The 13,282-nt window shown below is 72.1% G+C and carries 6 protein-coding genes; 1 reads left to right on the forward strand and 5 read right to left on the reverse strand.

Features of this window, described 5'->3' with window-relative positions; all coding sequences use genetic code 11:
* Positions 1–19 precede the first annotated feature (19 nt).
* Genes AC067M_RS38300 through AC067M_RS38315 form a run of 4 tightly spaced genes read right to left on the reverse strand, consistent with a single transcriptional unit; the run spans position 20 to position 7,380 of the window.
* Positions 20–3,634: a hydantoinase B/oxoprolinase family protein gene (locus tag AC067M_RS38300; RefSeq protein ID WP_478701619.1), complete on the reverse strand. Its 3,615-nt coding sequence runs from the start codon at positions 3,632–3,634 to the stop codon at positions 20–22.
* A 24-nt stretch (positions 3,635–3,658) separates the two neighbouring features.
* Positions 3,659–4,054 (reverse strand): DUF742 domain-containing protein, encoded by a 396-nt coding sequence (locus AC067M_RS38305; RefSeq protein ID WP_478701620.1) that lies wholly within the window; start codon positions 4,052–4,054, stop codon positions 3,659–3,661.
* A 9-nt stretch (positions 4,055–4,063) separates the two neighbouring features.
* Positions 4,064–4,498, reverse strand: a complete 435-nt coding sequence (locus AC067M_RS38310) for a roadblock/LC7 domain-containing protein (protein ID WP_133929586.1) — start codon at positions 4,496–4,498, stop codon at positions 4,064–4,066.
* A complete protein-coding gene (locus AC067M_RS38315) occupies positions 4,495–7,380 on the reverse strand; it encodes a sensor histidine kinase (RefSeq protein ID WP_478701621.1) in 2,886 nt (961 codons plus the stop codon). The genes AC067M_RS38310 and AC067M_RS38315 overlap by 4 nt, the downstream gene beginning before the upstream one ends.
* A 420-nt stretch (positions 7,381–7,800) precedes the next feature.
* On the opposite strand from AC067M_RS38315, the gene AC067M_RS38320 reads away from it, so the two are divergent.
* Positions 7,801–8,331: a hypothetical protein gene (locus tag AC067M_RS38320; RefSeq protein WP_478701622.1), complete on the forward strand. Its 531-nt coding sequence runs from the start codon at positions 7,801–7,803 to the stop codon at positions 8,329–8,331.
* A 189-nt stretch (positions 8,332–8,520) separates the two neighbouring features.
* On the opposite strand, the gene AC067M_RS38325 is transcribed toward AC067M_RS38320, so the two are convergent.
* Positions 8,521–13,269, reverse strand: coding sequence for a hypothetical protein (locus tag AC067M_RS38325; RefSeq protein ID WP_478701623.1), 4,749 nt, complete (start codon positions 13,267–13,269; stop codon positions 8,521–8,523).
* Positions 13,270–13,282 lie beyond the last annotated feature (13 nt).

Consider the following 13,282-nt stretch of genomic DNA (forward strand, 5'->3'; position numbering starts at 1 on the left):
GGGGTCATGCTTAATGGGGTCATGCTTGATGAGGGTCGTGCGGCGGTGGGCCGTAGCCTCCCCCGCCGGGGGTCTCGATCACGAGTACGTCGCCGGGGCCGACGTCCGCCGAGTCGCTTCCACGCAGGTCGACGACGGTGCCGTCCGCGCGTTCCACACGGTTGGTGCCCAGCGCACCGGGCTCACCGCCGGCCATGCCGTACGGGGGGACCCGGCGGTGCTGGGACAGCGTGGAGACGGTCATGGGCTCGTGGAAGCGGATGCGTCGCACGGCCCCGTCCCCACCGCGCCACCGGCCTGCACCGCCGCTGCCGCGCCGGACCGCGAACTCGTCGAGCTGAACGGGCAGTCGCCACTCCAGGACCTCGGGGTCGGTCAGCCGGGAGTTGGTCATGTGCGTCTGGACGACACTCGCGCCGGGGAAGCCGTCGCCCGCGCCGGAGCCTGAGGCGACGGTCTCGTAGTACTGGTGGCGCTCGTTGCCGAAGGTGACGTTGTTCATGGTGCCGGATCCCTCGGCCTGGACGCCGAGCGCCGCATAGAGGGCGCCGGTGATCGCCTGCGAGGTCTCGACGTTCCCGGCGACCACGGCGGCCGGCGGGTCGGGGGCCAGCAGGGACCCGTGCGGCACGATGATCCTCAGGGGGCGCAGGCAGCCGTCGTTGAGCGGGATGTCGTCGTCGACCAGGGTGCGGAAGACGTAGAGGACGGCCGCATTGACGACCGCGAAGGGCGCGTTGAAGTTGGTGTTCAGCTGCGGTGATGTGCCGGTGAAGTCGACGGTGGCCGACCGGTTTTCGCGGTCCACGCGCACGCGTACGCGGATGACGGCGCCCGAGTCGGTCTCATACGCGTACTCGCCGTCGTCCAGGGCGTCGATGACACGGCGCACGGCCTCCTCGGCGTTGTCCTGGACGTGCCTCATGTAGGCCTGGACGACATCGAGGCCGTAGTCGCGGATCATGCGGCCGACTTCGTCGACGCCCTTCTGGTTCGCGGCGATCTGGGCGCGCAGGTCGGCGAGGTTGGTCTTCGGGTTGCGGGAGGGGTGGGGCGCTTCGGTGAGCAGGCGGAGCGTCTCCTCCTCGCGGAAGCGGCCGTTCTCGGCGAGCAGCCAGTTGTCGAAGAGGACGCCCTCCTCCTCGATGGTGCTGCTGTTCGCGGGCATGGAGCCGGGGGCGATGCCGCCGATCTCGGCGTGGTGGCCGCGGGAGGCGACGTAGAAGAGGATCCGATCACTCTCTGTGTTCTTGGAGGCTTCGGAATCCTCGGTGTCGAAGACGGGGGTGATGACGGTGACGTCGGGCAGATGTGTGCCGCCGTGGTACGGGTCGTTGACCGCGTACGTGTCCCCCGGCCGCATTCCGGCACCGCGGCGCCGGATGACCTCCTTGACGCTCGTGCCCATCGAGCCCAGGTGGACGGGGATGTGCGGGGCGTTGGCCACCAGGTTTCCGTCGGGGTCGAAGAGGGCGCAGGAGAAGTCGAGGCGTTCCTTGATGTTGACGGATTGGGCGGTGGACTCGAGTCGGGCGCCCATCTGTTCGGCGATCGCCATGAAGAGGTTGTTGAAGACCTCAAGCAGAACGGGGTCGACTTTCGTATCGAGATCGGAACTCTGCGTAATCGCCGCGCGTTCCATGAACAGATGCCCGTCTTCGGTCGCCGCGGCCTGCCAGCCGTCGTCGACGACGGTCGTCGCACTGGCCTCGGTGATGATCGCGGGGCCGGTGACCGTTTCACCGGGGGGCAGATCCTCGCGGCGGTGGAGGGGTACGTCGCGCCAGGCGCCGCTCGTGTGGAGGCGGGCCGTTCCGGGGGCGGCGGGGTGGCCTTCGTACGGGGCGAGGGCGGAGAGATCGGGGGGTCGGGTGATGCCGGTGGCTTCCACGGAGAGCGCTTCGACGACGATCGGGCGGTCGAGCGTGAAGGAGTACGTGGCGCGATGACGTTCTTCGAACGCGTGCCTCATCGCGTCGGGCTCGCTCAGCTCGACGGTGAGGGTGGTGTCGGTGCCGTCGTAGCGCAGCTGGGCCCGGCGGGTGACGTGGACGGAGTCCTCCGGGACGTCCTCGGCGAGGAGCTCGGCGTGAGCCGCGGCCGCCAGATCGTCGGCGGTCTCGAGGACGCCGGGCATCGCGGAGGGCTCGAGGGGTGCCTCCACGGACTGTTCACGCATGGCCGTGGTGTCGGCGAGGCCGATACCGAGGGCGGAGAGGACTCCGGCCATGGGCGGGATGAGGACGGTGCGGATGCCGAGCGAGTCGGCGACCATGCAGGCGTGCTGGCCGCCCGCACCACCGAAGGTGGTGAGGGCGTAGCGGGTGACGTCGTGGCCCTTCTGCACGGAGATGCGCTTCACGGCGTTGGCGATGTTGGTCACCGCGATCTGCAGGTAGCCCTCGGCGACCTGCTCGGGGGTGCGGTCGTCGCCGGTCCGGTCGCGGATCTCGCGCGCGAGGGCGGTGAAGCGGTCGCGGACGAGGGTGTCGTCCAGGGGTTGGTCGCCGTCGGGGCCGAAGACCTTGGGGAAGTGGGTGGGCTGGATCCGGCCGAGCATGACGTTGGCGTCGGTGACGGTGAGCGGGCCACCGCCGCGATAGCAGGCGGGGCCCGGGTCGGCGCCCGCGGAGTCCGGTCCCACGCGGTAGCGGGAGCCGTCGAAGTGGAGGACGGAGCCGCCGCCTGCGGCGACGGTATGGATGTCCAGCATGGGGGCGCGCAGTCGGACGCCGGCGATCTGCGTGGTGAAAACGCGCTCGTACTCGCCCGCGAAGTGGGAGACGTCGGTGGAGGTGCCGCCCATGTCGAAGCCGATGACGCGGTCGAATCCCGCGAGCTGCGACATGCGGGCCATGCCGACGATGCCGCCCGCCGGTCCGGACAGGATGGCGTCCTTGCCGCGGAACTGCCCGGCTTCGGCGAGTCCGCCGTTGGACTGCATGAACATCAGCCGTACGCCCTCGAGTTCGTCGGCGACGTGCTGGACGTAGCGGCGCAGCACGGGCGACAGGTAGGCGTCGACGACGGCGGTGTCGCCGCGCGGGACGAGCTTCATGAGCGGGCTGACCTCGCTGGAGAGCGAGATCTGCGGGAAGCCGATACGGGCGGCCAGCTTACCGACGGCCTCTTCGTTGGCGGGGTGGAGATGGCTGTGCAGACACACGACGGCGACGGCGCGGATCCCCGCGTCGTACGCCTCCTGGAGCGGGTCGACGAGGGCGTCGAGGTCGGGCGTGCGCAGGACGGTGCCGTCGGCGGCGATGCGCTCGTCGACCTCCACGACCCGTTCGTGAAGCAGCTCGGGGAGTTCGACGCGGCGGGCGAAGATGTGGGGCCGGTTCTGGTAGGCGATGCGCAGGGCGTCGCGGAAGCCGCGGGTGATGAGCAGCAGGGTCCGCTCACCCTTGCGCTCCAGGAGGGCGTTGGTGGCGACGGTGGTGCCCATGCGCACCACTTCTACGGGCTCCGGGGAGCCGCCCAGGAGCTCGCGTACGCCCGCGACCGCCGCGTCGGCGTACCGTGCCGGGTTGTCCGACAGCAGCTTGTGCGTCAGGAGCCGGCCGTCGGGGCGCCGCGCGACGACGTCAGTGAAGGTGCCGCCCCGGTCGACCCAGAACTGCCAGCCCGTCACGTCCTCACCCCGCTTCCGCGCTGCTCACAGCGCCCGCAGGCCGTTGATCACGTCGCGCAGAATACTCTCGTCCGGCAGTTCGGCGGGGGGTACGGGCCGGTTCACGTGGACGAGTTCCGCGTCCACGAGGTCCCCGACCAGGACCCGTACCACTCCGATCGGCAGGTTGAGGTCGGCCGCCAGTTCGGCGACCGACTGTGGGGTATCACGGCACAGGTCGACGATGTCCACATGTTCCGGGGACAGGCTGGGGTCGGCCTCCGGATCGTCCGCGTGGGGTTCCGTGACGACCACCGCGATCAGGTCGAGGCGGTGCTGGCCCGCACTGGTGGTGCGGCCGCGCGTCATGGCGTACGGGCGGACGACCGGTCCGGCTTCATCGTCGAACCAGTGGCTTCTTCCCTGACCGTCTGCGCTCATGCCATCCCACTACCCGCCCGAGGGCAGATCGGTACGCGGGGCGCTGCCCAGATGTACTCCGACCCGCTTGACCAGGAGCGTCATCTCGTAGGCGACCTGGCCGACGTCGGAGTCGGCGTCGGCGAGCACCGCGAGGCAGCTGCCGTCGCCGGCGGCCGTCACGAAGAGGAACGCGTCGTCGAGTTCGACCACGGTCTGTCGGACGTTGCCGGCCTCGAAGTGGCGGCCGACGCCCTTGGCGAGGCTGTGGAATCCGGAGGCCACGGCGGCCAGGTGTTCGCTGTCCTCCCTGGTCAGGTCCCTCGACACCCCTGTCGGCAGGCCATCTCCGGAGAGCACGAGGGCCTTGCGGATACTGGCGACGCGGTCGACGAGGTCGTCGAGGAGCCAGTTCAGCCCGCCCTGATTGGTCGCGGTGTGGCCGGTCGGCTTTGGTGCGGTCATCGACCGTCCCCCTTAGTCGTTCGTTGTGGTGCTGTGCCGCTGTCGGCTTCGTCGCCCGCGGCGTTTTCTGCGCGGCCCCGTTGCCAGCCACGCTGGAGCGAGGCCATTCGGCTGCGCACCTCGTCGGCGTCGCGCTCGGCGAGTTCCGTCGTGTCCTCGGTGCGCCGCCCGGAACCCTGCTTCAGTTGCGGAGCCAGGTTCGCCTGGCGTACCCGCCTGGGCAGCGCCCCGGTGCCGGAGCCGGTCTCGTGAGGGGCGGGGCCCTGGCCGGCCTCGTGCGGCGCGCGGTCGGAGCGCTGGTTCACTTCGTCCGAGGCGCCGGCCGCGATCGCGGGACGCCGCGCGCGCCTGGGAAGGGCGGGAGGTTCCGAAGGCTCCTCGAAGCCGCGGCCGGGGTTCGCGGAGGACCCTGCGGGGCGGTCGGGGCCGCCGGTCCCGCGACGGAGGGGCGCCTCCGTACCGCGGCGGCGGGTCGGCAGCGGGGCGGGCATCCCGGTCTCCGGGCTGCGTGGGCCCGGGTGCGTCGAGGGGTCCTCGTCCGCCTCCTCCCGTCGGGACCGCTGCTCGGTGACCGGGCGCCCGTGCGAGCTGACGAGCTTGGGCGTCCGGCGGCGCGGCAGCGGTACGGGATCACCGGAGCCCGAGTCAGTGTCGGTCGCCTCGGCGCCACCCCCCGGGCCGGGGAAGCGTCGGCCGGGCTCCTCGAGGCGGCCGGTCGGCGTCGCGTCGGGGTGGGCGGCGGAGTGGCGCGGGCGGAAGAGCGCGCCACGCTCCCCGTCCTCCTGGTCGAGCGGGTCGGGGAAACCGGCGAGGGCGTCCAGATCTACCGGTGCCTCCAGTTCGACCGGGCCGTCGAGAAGCGAGGCGGGCAGGCCAGGGGGCAGGACGGGCACCTGGGAGAGCGCGGCCCTGCGGCTCTCCGCGGGCTCGGCCTTCTTGGCGGCCCAGGGCCGGTCGAGGCGGAAGCCGACGCCGTTGGTGTCCGGGACGTCGTCGGTGAGCAGCGCGTCGGGGATGAAGACGACGGCGGTCGTTCCTCCGTACGGGGACGGCTGCAGCGAGACCCGGACGTTCTGCCGCTGGGCGAGCCGGCTGACCACGAACAGTCCGAGCCGGTCGGTGTCGGACAGTTCGAACTCGGGAGTCTCCGCGAGCCGGAGGTTGGCGTCCAGGAGTGCCTCGGCCGCCATGCCGAGACCACGGTCGTGGATTTCCAGGGTGAAGCCGTTGGCCACCCGCTCGCCCAGGACCTGGACGGCGGTGTGCGGCGGAGAGAACACGGTGGCGTTCTCGAGGAGCTCGGCCACGAGATGGGTGAGGTCCGCGACGGCCGGGCCGGTGACGGCGACCCGCGGCAGACGGCGGACCTCGATGCGTTCGTAGTCCTCGACCTCGGCGACCGCGGCCCTGACGACGTCCATGAGCTGGACGGGCTTGCGCCACTGTCGGGAGGGGGCGGCGCCGGAGAGGATCACGAGGCCCTCGGCGTGGCGGCGCATGCGGGTGGTGAGGTGGTCGAGGCGGAACAGGTCGGCGAGTTCCTCGGTGTCCTCGGTCCTGCGTTCCATGGTGTCGAGCAGAGTGAGCTGCTTGTGCAGGAGGACCTGGCTGCGGCGGGCGAGGTTGACGAAGACCTCGGAGACACCGGATCGGAGCTCGGCCTGTTTGACTGCGGCTTCGACGGCGGCGCGCTGCAGGGTGTTGAGGGCCTGCCCGACGTCCCCGATCTCGTTCTTGTCGTACTCCAGCCGCGGGACCTCCGTCTCGATGTCGACCTGTTCTCCGGCGGAGAGGCGGCGCATCACGCTGGGCAGCCGGACGCCGGACGCCTCGTGGGCCTCCAGGCGCAGCTGTCGCAGGTCGCGTATGAGGGCGCGGCCGATGCGTATGGACAGGAAGAGCGAGACGAGCAGGGCGATCAGACCGAGGACGCCCACGATGATCGCCTGGACGATTCCGCTGATGGCGATGGGGCGGACGCGGTCCTGGTAGCGGTCGTTGGCCTGGTCGTCGAGGGTGGCGAGTTCGTCGAGGACGTTTCCGGCCGCGGTGTCCCAGGTCTCGGCGGTGACGCCGCGGGGCATGCTGCCGGACCTGGCGGCGAGGGTGGACCGCTCGGCCGTCCGCAGCGGGGCGGTGGTGGCGTTCTTCCAGAAGCTGTCGTAGCGTTCGCGCTCCGCTGTGGGCAGCTGCGCGAGGCTGATGTCGTAGACGGCTTCTCGCTGGGCCTCGAGGTCCGAGACGTGACGGATCTCGTCACGGGTGACCTGGCCCACGACCAGGGCGGAACCGAGGAGGGCGTCCTCCTCGGAGAGCAGTTCGCGGGCGCGGGCGACGTTGACAAGTGCCCGGTACTGCTTGTCCATCTCCACGCTGTCGACGACGTCCAGGGTGGACAGCAGGGTGTAGCAGGGGTCGATCAGACGGTTGTAGAGGTCCAGGGCCTGCGCCCGGGTGACGGTGCCCTCCTCGACACTGCGGCGCAGGGAGTCGAGGCCCTCGAAGGCATCCAGGACCGCGGTGAGCCTGTCACCGTCGTCCTGGTCGAGGGCGTCACGCACATCCGAGTCCTTGGAGTTGCGGCGGATCTCGGCGACGGCCTCGTCCGTGCCGGTCCGTGTGTGACGGAGCGCGGCGAAGGCGTTGGCGGCGCGGGGATCGGCCAGGTAGACCAGGGTCTGGCGACGTTCTTGCTGGATGACGCGGACGGTGTCCTCGACCGGGTAGCCGATCTTCTCCACCACGTCCGACACATTGAAAAGCCGACTGGCTTCTCGCCCCGTGAGGACCGTGGCGAAGCCCCAGACGGCCGTCAGGGACACCAGCGGCACGAGCAGCAGCGCCACGATCTTCCGGCGGATGGACTTCCCGCGAAAGCGCATGGCCTCCCCCAGCTCAACCCCCACCGTCCAGGGGGTACACATGTGCGTCAACAAACGGCGCGAGCCTACTACCGACGCACAGGTAACTCGAAAGCCGGTCCGGAACCTGAACTTCCGCACCGGCGGCAAGACATCAGGAGTTGTCCCGTCATTGCGGGAGATTGCGACACCGAATCGGGCGGCGGCCGCCTGACCGGAACCGAGCTTCCCTTCCGAGCAGTTGGCCAGAATTTTTCCTTTCTTGGGAATCTTCGAGGCGCCTCGTTCGTCCTTCTCTACGGGAGTTGGGGGCGGAATCGGCCACAGGAGCCGCGTCCCGCACCTGGGCGGCGTAAAACAGCGCATGCCGGGCAGCCACTGGGGAGCCGGTCCTTTCGGGCCGGGGCGAGCGGTCTGCTGGCGGTGGGGAGTGACACCTTGATGGGCACGGCGGAGCGACACAAGGCGCCCGCGCGCGACGTGGCGGCGCACACGACGGCGGAGCGGAGTACCAAGGCACCGGATCGCGACATTCCGACAGACGGCCGCGGGCACGAGAAGGCACGTCAGGAGAGGCCGTCCTACCGACCCTTGTGGATCGAGGAGCCCGCGCGACGACGCCGGCTGCCCGACCCGGTACGTACGGCGGCCGTGCGTGCCGTTCTGCTCATCGCCGTGACGCTGCTTCAGGCGATGGTGGCCTTCCTGTGCACGATGGCCGGCTCCTGGCTGGCGGCCCCGATGGTGATCAGCAGTGTGGTGAGCACGGTGGTGGCCACCTGGGGCGCCTTGGACGTGTGGGTGACGCGCCAGGTCTGGAACCAGCGCAACGGCGTGGTCTCGGCGCCCAGCAGCACCGCACGGGCCCTGCGCCGCGAGCGACGCCGCGCCCGACGACAGGCGCGCGCCGGCGAGCGAGCGCAGGAGCGGATACGCCGGTCCGGCGGGGCGGGGCAGTTGTCGCACCCCTGACGGCCGGTCAGGTGCTGTGCCCCTGAGCAACAGTGGCCGGTGAGGGCCGGGGCATCGAGCGGCCCGGCCCAGCTGGACCTGACTCGACGAGTTCGACGAGTTCGACGAGTTCGACGACGAGAACTACCTGCGCCAGTCCTCGTCCTGGTGATCGGCGAGCCGTGAGCGGAGCTTTGAAGGGCCGCCTGATCAACCGGTGGTCGGCGCGGGGCGTTTGTACATCCTCGTCGCCGTGATCTCGCTGTGCACCGCCTCCCCCGCCTGTGGCTGCTGGGGCAGTCCCGGGCGGAGATGTTCCTCCACGCTGATGTACTTCAGGCCCGCCCTGAGGTCGGCGTCGTTGCGCAGTCGGATGACCAGCGGGAACTCCGCCAGCGCGGTCGTGTCGAACAGGCCGGTGGTGTACAGGAGCTGCACGCCGAGGGCGTCCGAGACCGCCCGCTGGAGTTCCAGGAGGTAGGTCGCGTTGGCGCGGCCGATGGGGTTGTCAAGGAACAGGGTTCCGGCGTACCGGTGTTTGTCGCGACCCCGGTCGTTCGACCTCAGTGCGGCCATCGTGCAGTACAGCGCGATCGCGGCCGTGAGGAGCTGGCCACCGGAGAACACGTCACCCATCTGCCCGACGGGCACGCGCTCGGCACGCAGCACGGCGTCCGGCTTGAGGATCTCGACGGCGACGCCCTTGGGTTGCAGGGCGGCGGCGACTCCCCGCAGCAGCAGCGACATGCCGTCGCGCCGCAGGTCGGAGTTCTTCTTCACGGCCGCGCGGGTCGCCTCGTCAATGACCTCGCCGAGCCGTTCGGTGAGCGTGGCCTGATCGGGCTCTTCGAAGCGGATGCGCAGGAACTCCTGCCCGGACCACTCACCGAGGCCCTCGGGGAGACGGGAGAGACGCTGGGCGGACCTGAGCGTGGCCAGGGCGGACTCGACGAGCCCTCTGAGCCGGTCCACGATCGAGTCCCTGTTCCGCTCCAGCTGCGCCAACTCGTCTGTCAGGACGCGCAGTCTGGGTGCGAAGGCGTCCGCCCACTTCTGGGCGTGCTCGGGCAGCGCGGAGGCAGGCAGCTCACGGATCTGCTGCCGCGCGGGGGTGCGTACCTGCTCGTAGCGTGTGGAGTTGGCGTGCCGGACGAGGATGTCGCTCGCCTCGCGCACGGCCGACTCGGCCGCGGACAGGTCGGCGGCGCACCCGCGCAGCGAACGCCGGGCCTCGGCGGCCGACTGACGGGCCTCGTCCAGGCTGCCGGGGTACGGCTCGGGCTCCTCCTGCTCCTCCTCGGGGGCATGCTCACGGAGCAGGTCGCGCAGCATCGCGGCGGTCTCCTCGAAGCCGCCGACGGCGTCCTCGGCGGCACGGTGGGCGTCGAGCAGCTCGGCGTGCGCCTCCCGGGCCTGGGCCAACGCCTCCGTGCGGGAGGCGAGTTCGGTGGTCGCGGTCCGCAGGAGTGCCTGGGCGTGCTCGGCGTCGCGCGGTTGCTGGTCCTCCGGCAGCTCGGTGTGGGTCTCGCCGTCCTCGGGGGCGTGCCGCTCGGCCTCGCCGCGCAGCCGACCGAGCTGCTCGCTCGCGCTGGACATGCGGGTCTCCAAGAGCTGCACCAGCTCCTCCGCGCGTGCGGCGGCGGCCTGTCGGGACGGTCCGTCGGAGCCGTCGGGCGACTGGAGCAGCTGCTCCGCGCGCGTGCGGACCTTGTTGCTCAGCCGGTCCAACTCGGCCCGGGCCGCGCTCTCGTCGCTCTCCGCGCGGGCCTGCTCGGCTCGCAGGTCGGCGCCGACGCCGACCTTCTCGTAGACCTGCGAGGCGGCCCGGTAGGCCTCGCGGAGGGCGGGCAGCGACGCCTTGGGCCCGTTCGCGTCGTCCTCCGGCACATCGTCGGGGGCGCCGGCGATCTCGGAGCGCTCGGCGCGCAGCGCCCGCGCGGTACGGCGGGCGTCGTCGGCGGCACGCTGGGCGGCGCGCCGGTCCTCGTCGGCGGCGCGAGCCCGCTCCAGGCAGGACTGGGCCCGGGCCTCCGACTCGGTGGCCTCGTCGGCGAGTTCACGCAGCTTGACCTGCCAGCCGGCACGCTCGCGCAGTCGGAAGGCGAGTCCGGCGAGCGCGTCGGCGGCGCGCCGGGCCTTCTGCGCGACCTCCTGCCGCTCGTCCCGCACCTGCGCGGCCTCGGCGGCGGCCTCGTCGGCCTCCGCCCGCACGGTCCGCGCCTCGGCGAGCTCGGCCTCCGACTCCTCGGCGAACGCGCGTGCCTCCCGGGCGCCCTCGGCCAGCTCCAGGAGCCGCCCGGCCGGACAGCCGGTACGCCATGAGGCGAGCCGCGCCGCCAGCTCACGGTCCTTACCGAGCCGGGCGGCGAGCGTGCGGATCTCCTCGTCCCGCTCCGTCGCCCGCGCGCGCAGCGCCTGCCGCTCCTCGTCGGCGGCGTGCTCGTCGTGCATGGCCGGGTTCGGCGGTACGAGGAAGACGTCGCCGGTGTCCGAGTCCGGTGCCGGGGTCGGTGCGAGCAGGGCGGCGGCCGTACCGACCGCCACGGCGGACCTCGGTAGCAGCGCGGCGTCGCTGAGCGCCTCGCGGGCCCGCGCGTGCGAGTCCGGGTCGGTGATGATCACGCCGTCGACCAGTTCCGGGCGGGCGGCCAGCACCCGCGCGTGGTCGGTGGGGTCGACGGCCTGGGCGAGGTAGCGCCAGCCGGGCAGCGCGGGGATGCCGTGCTCGCCGAGGAACTCTACGGTGGCGAGCACGTCCGGGCCGGGCGGCAGCAGTCCGCCGTCACCGAGGGCGCCGAGGATGCGGGCGTCGTCGGCGGCTGCGGTGCGCATCTCGAACAGCTGACGCTCGGCGGAGGAGACCGCGTCGTCGAGGAGTTCGCGCAGCTCGTCGGCGAAGCGGTCCAGGTCCTCGGGGGTGAGGAGGCCGTCCGCGAGGTCGCCGCGGCTGAGGGGGGTGGGCGTGGGCCGTGTGCCTTCGGTGAGGGCACCGGAGCGCGGGGAGGGGGGCGTTTCGTCGGGCTCGGTGGCGGAGCGCCGCGCGGAGGTGCCGTCGCCGGTGGCGTCGGCCTCCGCCCGGCGGGCCGGCACCGCGCTGCGGCCCTCGCCGGAGGCACCGGGCAGGCTCAGCAGTTCTGCCAGCCGCTCCTCCGCCGCCAGCCCCTCGGCGATGCGCCGCTCGGCCTCGTACGAGCGTTCCGCCGCCGTGGCCGCGTCGGCCGCGCGGGCCGCCGTGAGTTCCGCGCGGGATTCGGCCGAGGCCGTCTCACGCGCGTGCTCGGTGGCCCTGCGTGAGGCCTCCCGCGCGGTGTCCCAGGCGGCGACGGCGGCCTTCTCGGCGTCGCTGGCCGCGAGGGCCGCGCGCGCGGGGTCGGCGTCGGGCGCGCTGTCGTCGAGCCAGCCCGCGCGCACCGCCTCGGCGGTCTCCTCCTCGACCTCGGTCAGGCGCTGGCGCAGATGGCCGACCTCGCTGCGGGCACGCTGGGCTTCGGTGGCCGCGGACGTGGAGTCCCGGTGGGCCGCCTCGCCGACCTCCTGGAGGGCGGCGGACCGCTCCTCCTCCTCGTTGGCGTGGCTCTCGGCTCTCTCGGCGGCCGCGTGCAGGGCCCGTACGAGGTCGAGGGCGGCCTTGGCGCGGGCGGCGAGCGCAGGCGCCGCGTCCCGCTCGGCCTCCTGGATCGCGGCGGACACACGCGCGACACGGTCGGCGGCGGCACGGTGGCGCAGGACGGCCTCGGCCGCCTGCCAGGCGGAGTGCAGGGTGCGCGCGTCGGCGAGTTCGCGCTTCTGCGCGGCGGCGGACTTCTCGGCGGCGGCCAGCGCCAACGAGGCGTGCCGGTAGGCGAGTTCGGCCGCGATCAGCGCGCTGCGCTGTCGCGCGCCCTCGGAGTGCGTGACGGCGTAGGCGGCGGCCGTGACCCGCTGGGCGAGGTCGGTGCCGCGTGCGCGTTCCCGCACCGCGCGCGCGAACAGCCGCCTGGCCAGGGTGCGGGTACGGCGCTCGGCCCCGGTGTGGATGTCACGCGCGCGTGCGCGGGCCTCGGCGGCCTCGACGATCCGCCCGAGCAGGTCGACGGACCCGGCGGTGAAGTCCCGTTCGGCGATCAGCTCGGCGCGTCGGCCGAGCTTGTTGCCGAAGCCGCTGACGAGGTCGGCCAGACCGTCCGTGTCGCGCGTGTCCGTCACGGCCCGCAGGAGGAGATCGGTGAAGTCGGAGTCCTTCTTGACCGCGAACAGGCCGGCGGCCTCACCCTCGTCGGCGTTCATCTCGCGCTGGTAGCGGAAGAGTTCCGGGTCGAGCCCGAGGTCACCCAGGTGCTCGATCCACCGGTCGTGGATCTCCTCCCAGTGCACCTCCAGGTACGGGTACGCCTTGCCGGCCTCGGTGAGGGCGTCCCGGAACCCCTTCATGGTGCGCCGGCGGCCCTGAGCGCCCGACTGCCCCTCGACGGACGGCCGTACGGCGGTGGACTCGGCGACGGGCAGGTTGTCCAGGGTCAGTCCGGGGCCGGGCCGGAACGAGTACCAGGCCTCGGCGAACTTCCGCGGGTCGTTGGAGACCTGGCGCCCGCGCCACTCGCTCACCTTGCCGACGACCACGCACTCGCCGGTCAGTACGTGCTGCCACTCCAGCGCCACATGCCCGCAGTCGTCGGCGAGCAGGAACTTGCGCAGCACACCGGAACTGGCGCCGCCGAGGGTGTTGCGGTGGCCCGGCAGCATCACGGAGAAGATCAACTTGAGCAGCACGGACTTGCCGCCGCCGTTCTCCAGGAAGAGCACACCGGCGGGCGCGGGCCGACGCGGCGGGCCGACGGGCTCCTCCTCGAAGAACTCCGCCTGCATGGGGGCGGGGTCGGGCACGACGTCGCCCACACCCCGCAGGTCAAGCACGGTGTCGGCGTAGCGCGCACCGGCGGGCCCGATGGAGTAGAGGCGGACCCGGGACAGCTCGTACATGGCGGACTCTCGT

The organism is Streptomyces sp. NPDC043427 (assembly GCF_056436655.1).

Coding starts and splice junctions, on each gene's coding strand:
- AC067M_RS38305 (WP_478701620.1), bottom strand. CDS start 4,054: ATGAGCGCAGACGGTCAGGGAAGAAGCCACTGGTTCGACGATGAAGCC.
- AC067M_RS38320 (WP_478701622.1), top strand. CDS start 7,801: ATGGGCACGGCGGAGCGACACAAGGCGCCCGCGCGCGACGTGGCGGCG.
- AC067M_RS38310 (WP_133929586.1), bottom strand. CDS start 4,498: ATGACCGCACCAAAGCCGACCGGCCACACCGCGACCAATCAGGGCGGG.
- AC067M_RS38325 (WP_478701623.1), bottom strand. CDS start 13,269: ATGTACGAGCTGTCCCGGGTCCGCCTCTACTCCATCGGGCCCGCCGGT.
- AC067M_RS38315 (WP_478701621.1), bottom strand. CDS start 7,380: ATGCGCTTTCGCGGGAAGTCCATCCGCCGGAAGATCGTGGCGCTGCTG.